Raw genomic sequence first — 20,014 nt, forward strand, 5'->3', positions numbered from 1 at the left:
TTCGGGTGTCAGGACGAAGATGGCGAAGCGTTCGGCGCAGCGGCGTCCAGGCCGGACTCGGAGAGTCGCGCATCAAGCGCGGCGAGCGACTCGGCGAGATCCTCCGGGCGTGGGCGCAGGATCTCAGGCAGGGTGGCGATCTCGATCTGATAGCTCAGACGCTGGTCTTCGAGACTGCGGTAGTCGACCAGCCAGACGCCGGGGATGGCGGTCTCCTGGATCAGGGTCGGACCCAGTGCCTCGACGCGCGCCTGCACTTCGCCCTGGCCGAGCACGGCGGTCAGGCGTTCCAGATCGCCCGGACCGAAGGGCATGGACTGGAGATCAATGCGCGTCTCCTCACCGCTGGCGAGCAAACGTTCCAGGGCGTGGCGGATTTCGTGCAGGATCGGGAGCGCGTGCCCATGCTCGCGCGCAGACCGGGCACAGGTCGCGCCCGGCGCCGGATGCGCCCTGGCTGGATCGAAGACTGACATGACCACTCCAACTCAACATCGATGAGCGAAGAGTTTAGGCCGATCCGTCGATTTTTGATTTGACCTAGCGCAGGTAATCCTGAAATGCAGCAGATACTGAAGGACTTTCCACGGCTAATAGCCCCGGAAATACCAGAGATTGTTCCAACCGGGAGGATAGAGTCCGGGCGGCTCGGGCCGAATAAAGGCTTCGCGGTCCTGCTCGATACGCTCCTGGCGCTCGGCGCGACGACGGCGCAGATCCTCTTCCCAGGTCGCTTGCTGAGCGGCGCTGCGCGGATGATGGAGACGCCGGCGCTGTTCATGCTGTTCGCGCGCGGCTGATCGTCGCGCCTCCCAGGCCTCGCGCTGGGCGCGCACCTCATCGAGCCAGGGCGAAATCTGATCCGGCTGAGTGTCACCTACGGCCGGATCGGACGCCATAGCGGCCGATCCGGCAAGTGCTGCTCCGCTGAGCACCAGCAGCCCGCACCAGAGCAGCGCACGCCCGGACTCAAGTCGCCTGCGGGGGTTCGAGTCGATCATGGATCTCGCGTCTCAGGCAGGACAGTGCCTGCTCGCAGGTGATGGGCGTCTCTTCGCTGGTGGTGATGAAGAATACGTCGTCGACCTCAGCCCCGACTGTCGCGATTTTGGCATTCTGCAGCCGGATGCCGCACTGCTCGAACACAGCGCCGACCTCGGCCAGCAGTCCCGGTCGGTCAAGGGTCGTCAGACGCATGACGGTGCGCTGGTTCGACTCATCGACCGAGAAGCAGACGCGCGTCTCGATCGGAAAATGCCGATGCTGGCGCGAAACCGTGCGCGTGACCCGGATATGGGTGCGATTCGGCTCGCCAAAAAGCGCGATGAGCTGATCGCGCACCTCCTCGACCCGAGTGGAATCATCGACCGGGGTGCCGTCCTGGTCGAGCACCTGGTAGCTGTTCAGCACCATGCCATCGCTGGTGGTCATGACCCGGGCATCCATGACGTTCAGTCCCATCCGATCGAGTGCCGCCGTGGTATGGGCGAACAGATTGTCGCAGTCATGCGAGTAGATGAAGATCTCGCTGCCGCCACGCGCCGTGATCGGACGGATGTCGATCAGCGGTCGATCCTCTGGATCGCTCTCCAGAATGCGCCGCGTCTGCCAGGCGATCTCATCGGGCGAGTTATGCAGAAAGAAATCGCGGTTGAAGCGCTGCCAGAGCGCCTGGCAGGCCTCCGCCCCGATACCGCCGCGCGCCACCAGCCGCAAGCCCTCGGCCTGCTTCTGGGCGATCAGCTCGTCCTGAGCCTGGGGGTTGTCGAGACCACGCAGCAGGGCGCGACGGGTGCCGGAGTAGAGTTCGCGCAGCAGGGCGTCGAGCCAACTGTTCCAGCGCCCCGGATTGGTGGCGCGTGCATCGGCCACGGTCAGCAGATAGAGATAGTCGAGCCGGGTCGGATCGCCGATCAGGGCCGCGAAGGACTGGATGACCTCCGGATCGCTGATGTCCTTGCGCTGAGCGGTCATGGACATGACCAGATGCTGCTCGACCAGCCAGCAGACCAGACGGCTGTCGAACTCGCTCAGACCATGGAGCCGGCAGAAGTCCCAGGCATCGCGCGCGCCGAGCGTGGAGTGATCCCCGCCGCGTCCCTTGGCGATGTCATGGAAGAGTCCGCCCAGATACAGGAGTTCGAGCTTGGGGATGCGCCGCGCCACGGCACTGCACAGCGGAAATTCCTCGTCGTGCTTGGGGATGACGAAGCGGCGCAGATTGCGCAGCAGCATCAGGGTGTGCTCGTCGACCGTATAGACGTGCAGCAGATCGTACTGCATGCGCCCGACGATGTTGGCGAAGGCCGGGATATAGGCCGGCAGCACACCATAGCGGCTCATGCGGCGCATGGTGTGGGTGAGTCCGACGCATTCGCGCAGGATCTCCATGAACAGCGAGCGCGCGCGCAGATCGGCACGGAAGGCGTCATCGATACGATGCCGGTTCTCGCGGATCAAGCGGATGGTGCTCGCGCGCACGCCCTCCAGTTCGGGATGGGTCTGGAGGATGTGAAAAACTTCCAGCAGCGCGATGGGCGTGCGCCGGAATACGCCCGGCGAGGTGACTTCCAGATAGCCGCTGCGTGACTGAAAGCGCTTGTTGATCGGCGCCGGCGGGCCGATATCGTCGTGCAGCAGGATGGCCTCGCCGAAGAGCTGCAACAGCATTTCGTTGAGCTGGTTGAGCTCCTGGACGGTGCGGTAGTACTGCTGCATGAACTGCTCGACGGCCAGATTATTCTCGCCGTCGCTGAAGCCGAACTGATGCGCCAGGGTGCGCTGATAGTCGAACAGCAACCGATCCTCGCGCCGTCCGGCCAGACGGTGCAGCGCGAAGCGGATGCGCCACAGCAGGGTCTGGCCGCCGATCAGAGCCTGATGTTCGGATTCGGTCAAAAAGCCATGATCGACCAGCTCGTGCAGGGTCTCGGCCCCGAAGTGGCGCTTGGCCACCCAGCCGATCATCTGGATGTCGCGCAATCCGCCGGGGTTTTCCTTGATGTTGGGTTCGAGGTTGTAGGCGGTGTCGCCATACTTCTGCCAGCGGGCGCGCTGCTCCTGAGTCTTGGCGGCGAAGAACTGCTCACTATCCCAGAGGTACTCGGGGCCTGTGACCTCGCGCATGCGCTGAAAGAGCGGTTCGGAGCCGATCAGCCAGCGTGCTTCCAGCAGGTTGGTCATGACCGTGACATCGGCCTGGGCCTCGCGCACACAGTCGTCGAGGGTGCGCACACTGTGGCCGACTTCCAGACCGATATCCCACAGCAGGGTCAGCAGCCGTTCGATGGCTTCGATCAGTGGAGGCGTGGGTTCGGAATCGATCAGAACCAGGATGTCGATGTCGGAGGCCGGATGGAGTTCGCGCCGCCCGTAGCCCCCGACCGCTACCAGCGCCGCCCCGGACGCTTCACCGAGATGCAGATTCCAGACATCGCGCAGGACGGCGTCGATGAGTCCGCTCAGTTCCTGAACCAGGCGCGTAACCGGAACACCCTGATCATAGTGCTGGTAGAGCGCCTCCTTCCCCGCTCTGAGCCGTTCCTTAAAGAAGCGCAGCGAGTCCGACGGCGAAAGCCGCGTATCGACCGGCGCGGTGGCGGCGAGCAGGGAGGCGCCGTGACTCATGCAGTGCCCAATGCCTCGCGCTCGGCGGCGCGCAGGGTCAGGATTTCGTACCCTGATTCGGTGACCAGGATGGTGTGCTCCCACTGGGCCGAGAGACTGCGATCCTTGGTAATCACGGTCCAGCCATCCGGCAGCACCTTGATGAAGCGTTTGCCGGCATTGACCATCGGCTCGATGGTAAAGCACATCCCGGGCTTGAGCCGCAGGCCCTCGCCCGGCTTACCGTAGTGCAGGATCTGCGGGTCTTCGTGGAATTCCTCGCCGATGCCGTGTCCGCAGTATTCGCGCACCACCGAATACCCCTGAGTCTCGACGAAGCGCTGGATGGCATGTCCGATGTCGCCGAGTGTGGCCTCCGGCCGGACGGCGGCGATACCGAGCATCATGGCCTGCTGGGTGACAGTCACCAGCCGGCGCGCCAGCACCGATGGCTCACCGACGAAGAACATGCGGCTGGTGTCGCCGTGATAGCCATCCTTGATCACGGTGATGTCGACATTGACGATATCGCCCTTCTTGAGCCGCTTGCCGCTCGGGATGCCGTGGCAGACCTGATGGTTGACCGAGGTACAGATCGACTTAGGGAACCCACGATAGTCGAGCGGGGCCGGAATAGCGCTCTGATGGTTGACGATATAGTCGTGACAGAGCCGGTCGAGTTCGTCGGTGGCGACTCCGGGCTGGACATGTGGCTCGATCATGTCGAGCACCTCGGCGGCCAGACGACAGGCGACGCGCATCTTTTCGATCGCCTCGGGCGTCTTGATCCGCACATTCATCTTACGGTTGGAAGCATCCACGGTTTTTTAATCGATTCGACTCTCAAGCGTTCCGGGCATTTGCCCCTGTGTAACCGGCTATGGTATAAAACGCGGCGCGCTGTCGCAATTGACGCTGAGCCGGTCTGGTTCATAATTTAGGGTCTTGCGGCACCGGCACCAAGGCGGAAATAGTGATTTCCGCTCTTTTTCGTTTGGCCCCCTGGCCAGGTCCGTCTCGACACTGGGCCGATCCGTCCACACACGCGCCGTCACAGATGACTGGGTGCCCGTTCACTCGGGTTGTCGCCTGGGGCGCGTGGAGGCCTAACCCAACCATTCAGATTTCAGGAAGTGAAGATCGTGAGCGAAGTCACCATGCGTCAGATGCTGGAGGCCGGAGTCCATTTCGGCCACCAGACCCGTTACTGGAACCCCAAGATGGGGGCCTTCATCTTCGGGCAGCGCAACAAGATCCACATCGTCAACCTCGAAAAGACCCTGCCACTGTATCAGGACGCGGTCAACTTCATGGGCACCCTGGCGGCCAACGGCGGCAAGATCCTGTTCGTCGGCACCAAGCGCGCCGCGCGCGATGCCATCCGTGAGGAAGCCGAGCGCTGCGGCCAGCCCTTCGTCAACCACCGCTGGCTCGGTGGCATGCTCACCAACTTCAAGACCATCCGTCATTCGGTCAAGCGTCTGAAGGAACTGGAAGCCATGTTCGAGAGCGGCACCATCGAGCGCTTCAACAAAAAAGAAGCCCTCGGCCTGTCGCGTGAGCGCGCCAAGCTCGAACAGAGCCTCGGCGGCATCAAGAACATGGACGGTCTGCCGGATGCCATGTTCGTCATCGATGTCGGTCACGAGAAGATCGCCGTGACCGAGGCCAACAAGCTCGGCATCCCGGTCATCGGCGTGGTCGATACCAACAACGACCCGAGCAACGTCGACTACGTCATCCCCGGCAACGACGACGCCATCCGCGCCGTGCGTCTCTACATCGCGGGCGCGGCTGATGGCATCCTCGACGGTCGCAGCACGGCGGCCGCCATGGTCGGTCGTGGCGCCGGCACCATCCAGGAAGAGAGCCAGGCCGAGGCCTAATTGCTCACGCGCGCCCGGCTCCAGGCCGGGTGCGCCCCCTGTCATCACTCCAGATTTTTCTGAGGTGCGGCCCAGCGCGGCGCCTCATCATACGAATTCAAGCAGACCCCGAGCGGGTCGACGAGGTGTTCTAGTCATGGCGATTACAGCCGCATTGGTCAAGGAACTGCGCGAGCGCACCGGCGCTGGCATGATGGAGTGCAAGGCCGCGCTCGTGGAAGCCAACGGAGACATCGAGGCCGCCATCGAGGCCATGCGCAAGTCCGGTCAGGCGAAGGCGGCCAAGAAGTCCGGCCGCACCGCCGCCGAAGGCGTGATCATGATCGAGATCGCCGACGATGGTAAAAACGGCGTGATGGTCGAGATCAACTGTGAGACCGACTTTGTCGCCAAGGACTCCAACTTCCTGGCCTTTGCCGAAGCCGTGACCGCGACCGCACTCAGCAGCGGTGTGACCGATGTCGAGTCGCTGGCCACGCAGCCGCTGGCCGGCGACAGCGCCACCACGGTCGATGGCGCGCGCGAGGCCCTGGTCGCCAAGATCGGCGAGAACATCCAGGTGCGCCGTCTGCAACGCTTCGATAGCGCCGAGGGTCAGCTCTACAGCTACCTGCACGGCGTGCGTATCGGCGTAGTGGTCGAACTGGCCGGCGGCGACGTGACGCTCGGACGCGACATCGCCATGCATGTGGCCGCCAGCAACCCGATGTGCGTGAACGCCGATCAGGTGCCCGCCGCGACCCTGGACAAGGAGCGCGAAATTTTCAAGGCGCAGGCGCTCGACAGCGGCAAGCCCGAGGCCATCGTCGAGAAGATGATCGAAGGCCGCATGCGCAAGTATCTCGAAGAAGTCACGCTGCTCGGTCAGCCCTTCGTCAAGAACCCCGACCAGACCGTCGCCCAACTGCTCAAGCAGGCCGGTGCCGAGGTGCATCGTTTCGCGCGCCTGGAAGTCGGTGAGGGCATCGAGAAGAAGGTCGAGAACTTCGCCGAAGAGGTCATGGCACAGGTTCGCGGCAACTGAGCCATTGCTGTATCCTGCCCCCATTCGATGACATCACCACGAGGCCAGCGGCCATGACGGCTCCCGCGTATCGACGCATTCTGCTCAAACTCAGTGGCGAGGCGCTGATGGGTACGGGCAGCCACGGCATCGATCCCGATGTCCTGGAGCGGCTCGCGGGCGATGTCCGCGATCTGATCGCCTCGGGCGTTCAGGTCGCGCTGGTGATCGGGGGCGGCAACATCTTTCGCGGCGCTGGACTGGCCGAGCGCGGCATGGATCGGGTCACGGGCGATCAGATCGGCATGCTGGCCACGGTGATGAACGCCCTGGCCATGCAGGACGTGCTGGAGCGGATGTCGGTCCCGGCGCGCGTGATGTCGGCCATCAAGATCAATCAGGTCTGCGAGGACTACATCCGCCGCCGCGCCGTGCGTCATCTGGAAAAGGGGCGCGCGGTCATCTTCGCCGCCGGTACCGGCAATCCCTTCTTCACCACCGACTCGGCGGCCAGTCTGCGCGCCATTGAAATCGGTGCTGAACTGCTGATCAAGGCCACCAAGGTCGACGGCATCTATTCCGCCGATCCGGTGAAGGAGCCGTCCGCCACCTTCTATCCCCGACTCAGCTATGATCAGGCGCTGCGCGAGGGACTTCAGGTGATGGACGCCACGGCCATCGTGCTGTGCCGGGATCACGCTATGCCCCTGCGTGTCATGAACATCAACGAACCCGACGCCCTGCCCCGCCTGATGCGCGGCGAGGACATTGGTTCACTGGTCGTAAGCGGAAACTGACATGATCGACGATATCAAGCAAGACGCTGCCGAGCGCATGGCCAAGAGTGTCGAGTCGCTCACCCACGAACTGGCTAAGATCCGTACCGGTCGCGCCCATCCGTCGCTGCTCGACCACATCATGGTCTCCTACTACGGCTCGGACATGCCGATCCGTCAGGTCGCCAACATCAACGCCGAGGACGCACGCACCCTGCTGGTTACACCCTGGGAGCGCAGCATGGTGCAGGCGATCGAGAAGGCGATCATGCAGTCCGATCTCGGACTCAACCCCAACACCGCCGGCACCGCGATTCGCGTGCCCATGCCGCCGCTGACCGAAGAGCGCCGGCGCGATCTGATCAAGGTCGCGCGCAACGAGGCCGAACAGGCGCGCGTGGCGGTACGCAACATCCGTCGCGATGCCAATCACGATCTCAAGGAACTGGTCAAGGACAAGATGATCTCCGAGGACGACGAGCGTCGCGGTCAGGAGATCGTGCAGAAGCTCACCGATCAGTACGTCAAGGAGGTCGATGCCGTGCTCGCCGAGAAGGAACAGGACTTGATGTCCATCTGATCCGAGTCCGCGCGCCAAGACCGCCTTCGATTTATCGTGGATACTGATTCAGACGTCGCACTGGAGCGCACACACGACCCGCGCGTGCCCCGGCATGTCGCCATCATCATGGACGGCAACGGCCGCTGGGCCAAGCAGCGTGGTCTGCCGCGCACGGCCGGTCATCGCGAGGGCGTCAAGAGCGTGCGCGCCGTGGTCGAAGAGAGCGTGCGCCGGGGTGTGGCGACCCTGACGCTCTTTGCGTTCAGCAGCGAGAACTGGCGCCGCCCGCGCACCGAGGTCAACATCCTCATGGAGCTGTTCATGGCGGCCCTGCGCAGCGAGGTCCGGCGCCTGAACGAAAATGGCGTCTGTCTGCGCATCATCGGCGAGCGCGGCGCCTTTCCCGACAAGCTCCAGCACCGCATCGCCGAGGCCGAGACGCTGACCGTTGCCAACACAACGCTCAATCTTCAGGTCGCGGCCAATTACGGCGGACGCTGGGACATCGTCCAGGCTGCACGGCGGCTGGCGCTCGAAGTCCAGTCCGGCCGGCTCGATCCGGGCCAGATCGACGAGCAACTCCTGGCCGACCAGCTCTCCTTCCCTGATCTGCCCGAGCCGGATCTGTTCATCCGCACCGGCGGCGAACAGCGTCTGAGCAACTTCGTGCTCTGGCAGTCGGCCTATTCCGAACTCTATTTCTCCGACGTGCTCTGGCCGAACTTCGATGCGGCGGCCTATGGTCAGGCGCTCGACGACTATGCCCGGCGTCAGCGGCGTTTCGGTCGCACCGGCGATCAGGTCGAGCAGACGGCTTCAGCTCTGGTGGATACCTGTGCCGGATAAATCAGCGCCCAGCGTGAGCAATCTGCGCCGCCGCGCCCAGACCGTGCTTTGGCTTGCGCCACTCGTAGTCGGTGCCGTGCTCCTGCTGCCGACCTGGGCCTTCGCGCTCTTTCTGGGAGCGGCCATGCTGATCGCGGCCTGGGAGTGGTGCGGGCTGGCCGGCATCGACGGGCGGAGCACGCGCCGGTTCTATCTGGCCTTCATGGCCATGGTTCTGGCCGGTCTGTGGCACTGGTCCGAGTCGAGCTGGCCGTCGCTGCTCCTGGCGAGCCTGATCTGGTGGATCGCGCAGAGCCTGATTATTCCGCGTATCCAGCAGATCGAGCCGGTCGCCGGACCGCGGCCCATGCTGCTGATCACCGGCCTGCTGATCCTGACTTCGACCTGGGTCGCCCTGCTGAGCCTGCATCAGATCGCCTCCATCGGCCCCGGACTGGTGCTGTCGCTCCTGATCCTGATGGCGACAGCCGATTCAGCGGCCTACTTTGTCGGGCGCCGCTGGGGCCGGATCAAGCTTGCCCCGGCGGTCAGTCCGGGCAAGACCCGGGCCGGTGCCTATGGCGCTCTGGTCGGTGCCGGACTCGTCGGCCTGCTCATCGCCGGCTGGCTCGGGCTGGCGCCCCTGGGCGTGCTGGCCGTTGCAGTGCTGTGCATTCTGGTCGCCATGCTCTCGATCATCGGCGATCTCTACGAGAGCCTGCTCAAGCGCCGGCGTCATCTCAAGGATTCGAGCCAACTCTTGCCCGGCCACGGCGGTCTGCTCGATCGTATCGACAGCCTGACGGCGGCCGCCCCACTCTATGCCCTGGGCATGACCTGGGCCTTGACCTGACGGGAGTAGGACACTGTGATTGGCGTGACCGTACTCGGGGCCACCGGCTCCATCGGCGTCAGTACGCTCGACGTGCTGGCGCGTCATCCGGATCGTTTCCGCGCGGTGGCGCTGACCGCCAACACCGACGCTGAGCGGCTGGCCGAACAGTGTCGCCAGCATCGCCCTCAGTATGCGGTGATGGTCGATCCGGCGGCGGCGCAGCGTCTGGGCGAGTTGCTGGCCGACATGCCTGACCGCCCCGAAATCCTCACCGGCGTCGAGGGACTCGAACAGGTCTCGTCCCTGCCCGAGGTCGGCTATGTGATGGCGGCCATCGTCGGCGCGGCCGGTCTGCGTCCGACCCTGGCGGCGGCTCATGCCGGCAAGCGCGTGCTCCTGGCCAACAAGGAATCGCTGGTGGTCGCCGGGGCGCTGCTGATACAGGCCGTGGCCGACAGCGGTGCGGAACTGCTACCGATCGACAGCGAGCACAATGCCATCTTCCAGTGTCTGCCGCCGAACTTCAGTGATGGGCTGGCTCAGGTCGGGGTGCGGCGTATTCTTTTGACCGCTTCGGGCGGTCCCTTCCGCGACTGGCCGCTTGAGCGTCTGTCCTCGGTCACGCCCGAGCAGGCGTGCGCGCATCCGACCTGGGACATGGGGCGCAAGATCTCGGTCGACTCAGCGACCATGATGAACAAGGGCCTGGAAGTCATTGAGGCCTGCTGGCTGTTCGGCACGGATACCGATCATGTGCAGGTCGTCGTGCATCCGCAGAGCGTCATTCATTCGCTGGTGCAATACGACGATGGGTCGGTGCTGGCCCAGCTCGGCAATCCTGACATGCGCACGCCGATCGCGCATGCGATGGGCTGGCCGGAGCGCATGGACTCGGGCGTGACGCCGCTGGATCTGTTCGCGGTGGCACGGCTGGACTTCCAGGAGCCGGACTTTGCGCGCTTCCCCTGTCTGCGGTTGGCCTTCGAGTCGGCGCGCGCCGGCGGCACGGCACCAGCGGTGCTCAACGCGGCCAACGAGATCGCGGTCGCCGCCTTCCTCGATCGGCGCATCGACTTCCCCGGCATTGCTGCTGTGGTCGAGGGTACGCTGGAAGCACTGCCGCCTGAGTCGGTCGCAGGTCAGGGGCTGGAGTTCCTGCTCGATATCGACCGGCGCGCGCGCGAGCAGGCTGAACGGCTGGTTCTTGAGCGCCGCTGAGGTTGCATCTACCAGCGGCCCGACGCCATGACGCGCGGGCCGTTGTATTTTGTGACGATCGATCCCCATATCCCACGACATAACGCCGAACACCAACCGGCTCCCTCCCGCGACTGCGATCATCCCCATGGACATGCTCTTCACCATCGCCTCCTTCCTGGTCGCTCTGGCGATCCTGATCACCGTGCATGAGTTTGGTCACTTTTGGGTGGCCCAAAAACTCGGCGTGAAGGTGCTGCGCTTTTCCATTGGCTTCGGCCGGCCGCTGCTGAGCCGGCGCTTCGGGGCCGACCAAACCGAATACGTCGTGGCCGCGATCCCGCTCGGCGGCTATGTGAAGATGCTCGACGAGCGCGAAAGTGATGAGCCGATCCCCGAGGCCGAACTCGATCGCGCCTTCAACCGTCAGGTACTCTGGAAACGCTCAGCGATCGTGGTCGCCGGTCCCTTGTTCAACCTGATGTTCGCCGTGCTCGCCTACTGGGGCCTGTTCATGGCCGGCGACACCGGACTCAAGCCCGTCGTCGGTGACGTGGAGCCGACATCGATCGCCGCTGAAGCCGGTTTTCGTCCCGGCGATGAGATCCTGAAGATCGGTGAGCGCTCGGCCCAAAGCTGGGAGAACGCGCTACTGGCCCTGACGGTCGCCGCTATGGACGGCAACGACCTGATCGTCCAGGTGCGTGATGCCGCCGGACAGATCCGCGATCGGTTGATCTCGCGCGACGCCATCGCCGGGCTGAGTGATGAACCCGATCTGCTCGGGCGTCTCGGCGTCACACCACGCCGACCAAGCATCCCGGCCGTCATCGGCGAGATCCTGCCGGGCGAACCGGCCGAGCAGGCCGGCTTGCAGATCGGCGATCGCGTGGTCGCCGCCGATGGCGAGCCGATCAGCTCCTGGCGCGATCTGGTGGCACTGGTGCGCGAGCGGCCTGAGACGCCGATTGCCCTCGACATCGAGCGTCCAGACGCTGGAACACAGCGGCTGGAACTGATTCCACGCGCCATGGAGACCGATGGCGAGACGGTCGGACGCATCGGCGCCGGCGTCGAGTCACGCGCGGATCTCATGGACGACTATCTGGTGCGCGTCAGCCATGGCCCGGTCGAATCGCTCGGACTGGCCTTCGACAAGACCTACGAAATGAGTGCCTTGATGCTACGCGTCATGGGTCGGATGCTGATCGGCGAGGCGTCCATCAAAAATCTGAGCGGCCCGATCAGCATCGCCGAGACCGCCGGACGCACCGCCAGTTACGGCCTGGACTCCTTCATCAAGTTCCTGGCCGTCGTTAGTATCAGTCTGGGCGTCCTCAACCTGCTACCGATTCCGGTGCTCGACGGCGGACACCTGATGTTCTATCTGATCGAGTGGATCAAGGGCAGCCCGGTGTCCGAAGAGGTCATGATCCAGGGTCAGAAAGTCGGTTTCCTGCTGCTGGCCGCGCTCATGACGCTCGCCGTCTACGTTGACCTGTCGCGACTATTGGGCTAATCACGGTGCATCCCTTATACTAGCGCGCCTTGGATGCCGGCCGCCCGGCAGATCCGGCTTCAATCAGGGGAAACCGTCTTGCGCGCAAACACTCAGTCACTCCGCCACGGCGCCTGGCGAGCGCTCCTGTTGTGCGTTCTCGCCTTGACCGCACCGGGCGCCGCCATCGCGGAGGTCTTTCAGGTCTCGGACATCCGGGTCGAGGGCTTGCAACGCATCGCTCCCGGTACGGTCTTCAACTATCTGCCGGTCCAGATCGGAGATACCGTCGCTGACGATGTCACCGGCGGCGTCATTCGCTCGCTCTATCAGACCGGATTCTTCGATGACGTGCGCGTCGAACGCGACGGCAGCGTGCTCGTCATCCAGGTGCGCGAGCGTCCGGCCATCGCCGAGATCGAGATCAGCGGCAACAAAGACATCGAGACCAAGGCGCTCGAAGCCGCTCTGGCCGACATCGGCCTGAAGGAAGGGCGTGTCTTCAACCGCTCGGTGCTCGATCGCATCGAACAGGAACTGGAGCGGCAGTATTTCGCGCGCGGCAAGTATGGCGTGCTGGTCCAGTCGACCGTCTCGCCGCTGGAGCGCAACCGGGTCGCGATCAATATCGTGATCATCGAGGGGCTGACGGCGCGCATCAAGCAGATCAATATCATCGGCAACCAAGCCTTCGACACCAAGCAACTGCTGGCGCAGTTCGAGCTGGGAGCGACGCGCTGGAACTCCTTCTATACCAAGAACGACCAGTACTCCAAGCAAAAGCTCGCTGGTGATCTGGAATCGCTGCGTTCCTTCTATCTCGATCGCGGCTACATCAAGTTCGATATCAAATCGACCCAGGTCTCGATCAGCCCCGACAAAAAAGACATCTATGTCACGATCACCATCGAGGAGGGCCAGCCCTTCCGCGTGAGTGACATCAAGCTCGCCGGCGATCCCTCGGTGCCTGCTGAACAGCTCTTTCCGCTGATTCATCTCAAGCGTGGTGAATTCTTCTCGCGCAAGCTCACCACCGAGAGTGCCGAGCGCATTTCAAATCTGCTCGGCGACGAGGGTTACGCCTTCGCCAACGTCAACACCATCCCCGAGGTCAACGAGGAGCAGCACGAGGTCGCCGTGACCTTCTTCGTCGATGCCGGCAAGCGCGTCTATGTGCGTCGCGTCGACATGAATGGAAACACCCGCACCCGCGACGAGGTGCTGCGCCGCGAGATGCGCCAGCTCGAAACATCCTGGTTCTCGGCTGATCAGACGCGCAAATCGCGCGAGCGCTTGCAGCGTCTGGGCTATTTCGACGAGGTCGCGATCGAGACCCCAGCCGTGCCTGGCTCGGCCGATCAGGTCGATGTCAACGTCATGGTCAAGGAAAAGCCCGCCGGCAACCTGGCCGCCGGTATCGGCTTCTCGCAGTCCGACGGCGTCCTGCTCAACGCCAGCGTGACCCAGAACAACTTCCTGGGCACGGGCAAGCGGGTGGCGGTCGCCTTCAACAACAGCAGCTCGACCACGCTCTATCAGTTCGGCTACACCAACCCCTATTACACGGTCGACGGTATCAGTCGCGGCTTCAACCTGTCCTATCGCGAAACCGACTTCGACGAACTGATCGGTGCCGACTACTCGACCAATATCGGCATCGTCGGCCTGAACTTCGGCCTGCCCATCACGGACGTCAGCCGCGCCGGACTGGGATTCAACTATCAGTATACTGATTTCACCGCCGGTGAGTCCGAGATCGCCGAGGAATTCGTTGCCAACAACGGCAATATTTTCAACGACTTCTCGCTCACGGCCAGCTACACGCGCGACACGCGCGACACGGCCGTGTTTCCGACACGCGGTTCACTGCGCATCCTCCAGGCCGAGCTGACCGTTCCCGGCAGTGATCTCCAGTACTACAAGATCCGTTACGACGAACAGCTCTACATCCCGTTGACCTCGCGCTTCATCGTGTCCATGAGCGCCAACCTGGGCTATGGCGACAGCTATGGCGAAACCAACTATCTGCCCTTCTTCGAAAACTTCTATGCCGGCGGTCCGCGCTCGGTGCGCGGCTGGCAGGCCAACACGCTCGGCCCACGCGAAGTCAGTAGCGACGACCCTGTGGGCGGCAACCTCAAGCTCACCGGCAGTATCGAGTTTTTCGCGCCGGCCCCGATCGGCGGCCAGTTCGAGAAATCCCTGCGTCTGGGCGCCTTTCTTGACTTCGGCAACGTTTGGTCGACCTATGATTCAGATCTGCTGACCTACAGCGGATTCGATATCGGTGACCTGCGCTACTCGACCGGTATCTCTGTCACCTGGCTGTCACCGGTCGGCGCGCTGTCGGTCAGCTTCGCCATCCCGCTCAACGAGCAGGAGGGTGACGAGACCCAGGTCTTCCAGTTCGGATTCGGCCAGACCTTCTAACCCATGGAGGCGCCCGTGAAGACGCTTGTCCTGCCGCTCATGGTGGCCACACTGCTCGGAGTTGCGGCTCAAGCCGCCTTGGCCACTGACTCCGACTATCGCATCGCCGTGGTCGACCCCAACCGGGTCGTCGAGCAATCGCCCCAATACGAGGCCGCGCGCGATGCGCTCCAGCGCGAGATCGAGGATCGCGAGCGCGATCTGCGCGAACAGCAGGAACAGATCGCCGCCCTGCAACGTCAGCTCGAACGCGATGGCTCGCTGATGAGCGAGAGCGAACTCCAGCGGCTCCAGAACGATATCCGCAGCCGCACGCGCAAGGTCAAGTATGCGCGCGACGAATTCCAGGACGATTTCGCTCTGCGCCAGAACGAATTGCGCACCAAGCTCAGCCGGCAGGTGCAGGAGGTCGTAGTCGAGCTGGCCAAGGAGCAGAAAATCGATCTCATCCTCAGCGACGGTCTGGTCTATACCAATCCGCGCATCGATATCTCGGATCTAGTGATCGAGCGGCTGAAGCAGGAGTTCGACAAAAGCGCCGCTCAACGCTCCGACAGCGCGACCTCTCGCTAGGCTCGTCCTCGCCCTCGCCCCCCTGGCTTGGAGACCAAACCCGTGCAAATTCGTCTCGGTGAACTCGCCGCTCGACTCGGTGCGTCCGTGCGTGGCGACGCTGATGTCGTGCTGACTCATATCGCTCAGCTCGACAGCGCCGGAGCCGGCAGTCTGAGCTTTCTCGGCGATCCGGCCTACCGCGCGCATCTGGCCACGACGGGCGCCTCGGCGGTGATCCTCAGAGCCTCCGAGGCCGCCGTCGTCCAGATGCCGGTGCTGCTCAGCGACAACCCCTATCTGACCTTTGCGCAGGCGGCGCGTCTGCTGCACCCGGACCCGGAGGTGGTCGGGGGCCGCCATGCATCCGCCGTGATCGACCCGAGTGCTCAGGTCGATCCGACGGCCTGGATCGGGCCGCTGACAGTGCTGGAGGCCGGGGTGGTCGTCGGCCCGCGCGTCTTCGTCGGCCCCGGCTGTATCCTCGGCGAAGGCGTCGAGATCGGTGCCGACAGCCGGCTGGTAGCGCGCGTGACCCTGTGTGCCGGCACCCGTGTCGGTCAGCGCGCCCTGATCCATCCGGGCGCGGTGATCGGACGCGAGGGCTTCGGCTTCGCAAAGGATGGCGAACGCTGGGTGCGTATCCCCCAGATCGGGTGTGCCGTGCTCGGCGACGATGTCGAGATCGGCGCCAATACCTCGGTCGATCGCGGTGCCATCGGTGATACCGTCATCGGCAACGGCGTCAAACTCGACAATCACATCCAGATCGGACACAACGTCATCGTCGGCGACAACACCGCCATGGCCGCCAACACCGGCATCTCAGGCTCGACCCGGATCGGTCGGAACTGCACCATCGCCGGCGCGGTCGGCATGGCCGGACATCTGGACATCGGCGACAACGTACACTTCACCGGCATGGCCATGGTCACCCGGTCGTTCAAGGAACCTGGTGTCTACAGCAGTGGGATACCAGCCATGCCAAGCGCGGATTGGCGACGTAATGCGGCGCGTTTCAGGCATCTGGATGAGCTGACGCGCCGAGTCAAGCAACTCGAAACTCTTATTGCCAACATGAACGCAACACACGAGCGGGAGGAGTCCTGATGGATGGATCAGATCCGAATCCACGGGATTCCGAGCGACACGCGGGTCGTTCGGAGGATGTCGTGAGCACGATGGATATTAATAAGGTGTTGAGCCTTCTGCCGCACCGTTATCCCTTTCTACTGGTCGACAAGGTCATCGACTACAGGGTCAACGAGTATCTGACCGCGCTCAAAAACGTCTCCTTCAACGAGCCATTTTTCACGGGCCACTTCCCGGTGCGCCCGGTCATGCCGGGCGTGCTGATCGTCGAGGCCATGGCGCAGGCGACCGGACTGCTGGCGATGGCTTCGCGTCCGGATCTGGTCGGTGAAAAATCGCTCTATTATTTCGTCGGTATCGACAAGGCGCGTTTCAAGCGTCCGGTCGAGCCGGGCGATCAGCTCATCATGGAGGTGCGGCTGGGTCCGGTGCGCCGCGGCATCTGGAAGTTCGACGGCGAGGCGCGCGTCGATGACAAGGTGGTCGCAACCGCCGAGATCATGTGCACGGCGCGGGACTACGACGCTTGATCCACCCCAGCGCCCTGGTCGACCCAGGTGCTGACCTCGACTCAACCGTCGAGGTCGGACCCTTTGCCGTGATCGGCGCCGGGGTTCAGATCGACGCCGGCACGCGCATCGGGCCGCATGCCGTACTGCGCGGGCCGATGCGGATCGGGCGCGACAACCGCATCTTTCAGTTCGCCTCGGTCGGCGAGGATCCGCAGGACAAGAAATACAGCGGCGAACCGACCCGGCTGGAGATCGGCGACCGCAATCAGGTGCGTGAGTTTACGACCCTGCATCGAGGCACCGCGCAGGACCAGGGCGTGACCCGCATCGGCGATGACAATCTGTTCATGGCCTATACCCATGTCGCGCACGACTGCTGCATCGGCAATCAGGTGATCCTGGCCAATGCCGCCTCGCTCGGCGGGCATGTCGAGATCCAGGACTGGGCCATCCTCGGTGGCTTCACCATCGTGCATCAGTTCTGCCGTATCGGCGCCCATGCCTTTTGCGCCATGGGGTCGGTGCTCACGCGCGATGTGCCGCCCTATGTCACGGTCGGCGGTCATCCGGCCGAACCGCATGGGATCAACAGCGAGGGGCTGCGGCGGCGCGGGTTTTCGCCCGAGGCCATCCGCGTCATCAAACGCGCCTATCGCGCGCTCTACATGGCCAATCTCAAGCTCGACGAGGCCCGTGCTCAGATCACTGACATGGCCGCTGACACGCCCGAGCTGCAACCGCTGCTGGACTTCATCACCTCAGCCGGGCGCGGGTTGGCGCGCTGATCCATGCACGTTCGAATGGAGGCGCCTGAACCGCTGTTGATCGGCCTGGTTGCCAATGAACCCTCGGGCGATCTGCTCGGGGCCGCGCTGGCGCGGGCGATCCGGGCGCAATGTCCCGAGGCGCGGTTCGTCGGCGTGGCGGGTCCAAGGATGCGTGAAGTGGGCTGTGAGACGCTGTTCGACATGGAACGGCTGTCGGTGATGGGGTTGACTGAGGTGCTGGCCCATCTGCCCGAGCTGCTGGGTCTGCGCCGCCGGCTTCGGGAGCATTTCATCGCCCATCCGCCGGCGGTCTTTATCGGCGTGGATGCGCCCGATTTCAATCTGGGACTGGAGCGTCAGCTTCGCGAGCGCGGGATCAAGACCGTGCATCTGGTCAGCCCGACCGTTTGGGCCTGGCGTGCAGGACGGGTCAAGGGCATCCGGCGTGCAGTCGATCGGATGCTGTGCATCTTTCCGTTCGAGGAAGACTTTTTGCGTCAGCACGGTGTGCCGGCGACCTATGTCGGTCATCCGCTGGCCGATGAGATTCCGCTGGCGGTCGATCGTGCTGAGGCGCGCGCCGCGCTTGGACTGCCGGCGGATGCGCCGATCATCGCCCTGCTCCCTGGAAGCCGGGCCGGCGAGATGCGTCGGCTGGCGGCGCCCTTCATTGGCACCGCGCGGCGTTGTCTTCAGTCGCGGCCTGAACTGCGTTTCGTCGTGCCGCTGGTCAATGCACGGCTGCGGGCGCTGTTCGAAGCCGAGTTGCAACGGCTCGATCCCGACTTGCCAATGACGCTGGTTGACGGACACAGCCGTGAGGCCATCGCCGCCGCCGATGTCGTGCTGACCGCTTCGGGGACCGCGACCCTGGAGACGCTGCTGCTCAAGCGCCCGATGGTCGTGGCCTATCGGCTGCATCCGCTGACCTATCATCTGGTCAAGTGGCTGAAGCTGGTCAAGGTGCCCTATGTCGCCATGGCCAATTTGCTTGCCGGCCGTGCGCTCGCGCCTGAGTTTTTGCAAGACGACTGTCGGCCCGAGCGTCTGGCTCCGGCGTTGCTGGCCTATCTGGACGATCCAGAGCGCGTCGCCGAGATTCAAGCCGAATATGATCGGATTCATCGCGAATTGCGCCGCGATGCGGCGGCGAGCGCCGCGCAGGCGGTGCTGGAACTGATCGACTATCGACTGTCGCCAAGCTGACCATCGCAGCGTACTATCTGCATCCACCCCGAGGATATCTGACAAAAAACTCAGTCGATGCCTGAAATCTGCCGTTTTTATGGAATCGTCATCAGGATGTATTTGATTGACCGCGAACATCCACCACCGCATTTTCACATCAAATATGGTGAATATCAGGCCGTGATGGAGCTTGCAAACCTGAATCTAATCGAGGGTCTCCTGCCAAAAAAATGCCGCCAACTTGTCCGAGAGTGGGCTGAGCTGCATCAAGATGAATTGATCGAAATGTGGAAAACGCAACGTTTTTATCCTATTCAGCCCTTGGAGTGAGATTGATGAAACTTCGGCTCATTGAACACCAAGAAGCCTATCGTTTTATGCTCACCTTCGAAAATGGTGCTCGTCGAGAAGTCGATTTACAGGGGTTGATCGGCCAGCATGTTGCATTAGACGATGTGAAAACCGCGCGTATCGATCCAGAGTGGGGATGTCTGGAGTTTTTGGATGGCCGCGTGGATATCGAACCCAAGACCCTGTTTCGCTATGCCGGTCTCACTAAGGACAAGCAAGCGGCTTAAGCCGTTTGAATCACATGCCTGCTGTTCAAACCTCTCGATTCTTTGCTGAACACACCTTGATCGCCGGCGTTGACGAAGCCGGACGCGGCCCGCTCGCCGGTCCGGTGTGCGCGGCAGCGGTTATCCTCGATCCGGCGCGCCCGATCGCTGGCATCGATGACTCCAAGAAACTCAGCCCGGCGCGCCGTGAGCGCCTGGAACCGCTGATCCGCGAACAGGCGCTCGCCTGGTCGGTCGCCTGGGCCAGCGCCGAGGAAATCGATCAGATCAACATCCTGCAAGCGACGCTGCTGGCCATGCGCCGGGCGGTTGAGTCACTTCAGATCCGCCCGGAGCGCGTGCTGATCGACGGCAACCGCTGCCCTGAGCTGGACATCGCGGCCGAGGCCATCGTCGGGGGTGATGGGTCGGTGCCGGCCATCGGCGCGGCCTCGATCCTGGCCAAGGTCGCGCGCGATCGGTTCATGGTCGAGCTGGACGCCGAGTGTCCGGGCTATGGCTTTGCCAAGCACAAGGGCTATCCGACCCGCGAACATCTCGACGCCCTGGCACGGCTCGGACCCTGTCGCTGGCATCGGCTCAGTTTCGCGCCGCTGTCCAAGGCGCGTTCGTCGGCGCGCTGAATCTCCGGGGACTTGACACTGCTGGCTCCCGCTCCCGAATGCAATCGATCCCTGACCACGCTGGTGCAGCCATGACACGCCAAA

Annotated in this window: 21 protein-coding genes; 17 read left to right on the forward strand and 4 right to left on the reverse strand. The window is 63.4% G+C overall.

Annotated elements, in window-relative coordinates; translation table 11 throughout:
• Window positions 1-8 precede the first annotated feature (8 nt).
• The 4 genes from GJ668_RS02475 to map all read right to left on the reverse strand — a co-directional run bounded on the left by GJ668_RS02475 (window position 9) and on the right by map (window position 4,406).
• On the reverse strand, window positions 9-476 hold the full coding sequence (locus tag GJ668_RS02475; protein WP_155448536.1) for a hydrogenase expression/formation protein: 468 nt from the start codon (window positions 474-476) through the stop codon (window positions 9-11).
• A gap of 114 nt (window positions 477-590) precedes the next feature.
• Entirely contained in the window at window positions 591-1,001 is a 411-nt protein-coding gene (locus GJ668_RS02480) for a hypothetical protein (RefSeq protein WP_155448537.1), read from the reverse strand.
• Entirely contained in the window at window positions 970-3,627 is a 2,658-nt protein-coding gene (glnD, locus tag GJ668_RS02485; protein WP_155448538.1) for a [protein-PII] uridylyltransferase, read from the reverse strand. The genes GJ668_RS02480 and glnD overlap by 32 nt, the downstream gene beginning before the upstream one ends.
• A complete protein-coding gene (gene map / locus GJ668_RS02490) occupies window positions 3,624-4,406 on the reverse strand; it encodes a type I methionyl aminopeptidase (protein ID WP_155448644.1) in 783 nt (260 codons plus the stop codon). The genes glnD and map overlap by 4 nt, the downstream gene beginning before the upstream one ends.
• A gap of 357 nt (window positions 4,407-4,763) precedes the next feature.
• Here map and rpsB point away from each other — a divergent pair, with 357 nt between their 5' ends.
• The 17 genes from rpsB (at window position 4,764) to rnhB (ending at window position 19,930) form a co-directional block, all read left to right on the forward strand.
• A complete protein-coding gene (gene rpsB / locus GJ668_RS02495; protein WP_155448645.1) occupies window positions 4,764-5,492 on the forward strand; it encodes a 30S ribosomal protein S2 in 729 nt (242 codons plus the stop codon).
• A gap of 136 nt (window positions 5,493-5,628) precedes the next feature.
• Window positions 5,629-6,516, forward strand: coding sequence for a translation elongation factor Ts (tsf, locus tag GJ668_RS02500; protein ID WP_155448539.1), 888 nt, complete (start codon window positions 5,629-5,631; stop codon window positions 6,514-6,516).
• A gap of 53 nt (window positions 6,517-6,569) precedes the next feature.
• Window positions 6,570-7,292, forward strand: a complete 723-nt coding sequence (gene pyrH / locus GJ668_RS02505) for a UMP kinase (RefSeq protein WP_155448540.1) — start codon at window positions 6,570-6,572, stop codon at window positions 7,290-7,292.
• A gap of 1 nt (window position 7,293) precedes the next feature.
• Window positions 7,294-7,851 (forward strand): ribosome recycling factor, encoded by a 558-nt coding sequence (gene frr / locus GJ668_RS02510; protein ID WP_155448541.1) that lies wholly within the window; start codon window positions 7,294-7,296, stop codon window positions 7,849-7,851.
• Window positions 7,852-7,911: 60 nt separating this feature from the next.
• Window positions 7,912-8,679, forward strand: coding sequence for an undecaprenyl pyrophosphate synthase (gene uppS, locus GJ668_RS02515; RefSeq protein WP_155448646.1), 768 nt, complete (start codon window positions 7,912-7,914; stop codon window positions 8,677-8,679).
• Window positions 8,669-9,511 carry a phosphatidate cytidylyltransferase gene (locus tag GJ668_RS02520; protein WP_186342835.1) on the forward strand — a complete coding sequence of 281 codons (843 nt, stop codon included), beginning with the start codon at window positions 8,669-8,671 and terminating at the stop codon, window positions 9,509-9,511. Before uppS ends, GJ668_RS02520 begins: the two co-directional genes overlap by 11 nt.
• A 15-nt stretch (window positions 9,512-9,526) precedes the next feature.
• Window positions 9,527-10,711 (forward strand): 1-deoxy-D-xylulose-5-phosphate reductoisomerase, encoded by a 1,185-nt coding sequence (gene ispC / locus GJ668_RS02525; protein WP_186342836.1) that lies wholly within the window; start codon window positions 9,527-9,529, stop codon window positions 10,709-10,711.
• 127 nt (window positions 10,712-10,838) lie between these two features.
• Window positions 10,839-12,209: an RIP metalloprotease RseP gene (gene rseP / locus GJ668_RS02530; RefSeq protein ID WP_155448543.1), complete on the forward strand. Its 1,371-nt coding sequence runs from the start codon at window positions 10,839-10,841 to the stop codon at window positions 12,207-12,209.
• 78 nt (window positions 12,210-12,287) lie between these two features.
• Window positions 12,288-14,618, forward strand: a complete 2,331-nt coding sequence (gene bamA / locus GJ668_RS02535) for an outer membrane protein assembly factor BamA (protein WP_155448544.1) — start codon at window positions 12,288-12,290, stop codon at window positions 14,616-14,618.
• A gap of 39 nt (window positions 14,619-14,657) precedes the next feature.
• Entirely contained in the window at window positions 14,658-15,191 is a 534-nt protein-coding gene (locus tag GJ668_RS02540; RefSeq protein ID WP_155448647.1) for an OmpH/Skp family outer membrane protein, read from the forward strand.
• 42 nt (window positions 15,192-15,233) lie between these two features.
• Window positions 15,234-16,280, forward strand: a complete 1,047-nt coding sequence (gene lpxD / locus GJ668_RS02545) for a UDP-3-O-(3-hydroxymyristoyl)glucosamine N-acyltransferase (protein WP_186342837.1) — start codon at window positions 15,234-15,236, stop codon at window positions 16,278-16,280.
• Window positions 16,280-16,792 carry a 3-hydroxyacyl-ACP dehydratase FabZ gene (gene fabZ / locus GJ668_RS02550; protein ID WP_155448546.1) on the forward strand — a complete coding sequence of 171 codons (513 nt, stop codon included), beginning with the start codon at window positions 16,280-16,282 and terminating at the stop codon, window positions 16,790-16,792. Before lpxD ends, fabZ begins: the two co-directional genes overlap by 1 nt.
• On the forward strand, window positions 16,789-17,559 hold the full coding sequence (lpxA, locus tag GJ668_RS02555) for an acyl-ACP--UDP-N-acetylglucosamine O-acyltransferase (protein ID WP_155448547.1): 771 nt from the start codon (window positions 16,789-16,791) through the stop codon (window positions 17,557-17,559). Before fabZ ends, lpxA begins: the two co-directional genes overlap by 4 nt.
• A gap of 3 nt (window positions 17,560-17,562) precedes the next feature.
• Entirely contained in the window at window positions 17,563-18,747 is a 1,185-nt protein-coding gene (gene lpxB / locus GJ668_RS02560) for a lipid-A-disaccharide synthase (protein ID WP_246194599.1), read from the forward strand.
• 57 nt (window positions 18,748-18,804) lie between these two features.
• Window positions 18,805-19,059: a DUF4160 domain-containing protein gene (locus GJ668_RS02565; RefSeq protein ID WP_155448548.1), complete on the forward strand. Its 255-nt coding sequence runs from the start codon at window positions 18,805-18,807 to the stop codon at window positions 19,057-19,059.
• A gap of 5 nt (window positions 19,060-19,064) precedes the next feature.
• On the forward strand, window positions 19,065-19,307 hold the full coding sequence (locus tag GJ668_RS02570) for a DUF2442 domain-containing protein (RefSeq protein ID WP_155448549.1): 243 nt from the start codon (window positions 19,065-19,067) through the stop codon (window positions 19,305-19,307).
• Between the two features lie 5 nt (window positions 19,308-19,312).
• On the forward strand, window positions 19,313-19,930 hold the full coding sequence (gene rnhB, locus GJ668_RS02575; protein WP_281350180.1) for a ribonuclease HII: 618 nt from the start codon (window positions 19,313-19,315) through the stop codon (window positions 19,928-19,930).
• Window positions 19,931-20,014: the final 84 nt, after the last annotated feature.

The sequence above is a fragment of the Allochromatium palmeri genome, from assembly GCF_009720725.1.
GTDB classification, from domain to species: Bacteria; Pseudomonadota; Gammaproteobacteria; order Chromatiales; family Chromatiaceae; genus Thermochromatium; species Thermochromatium palmeri.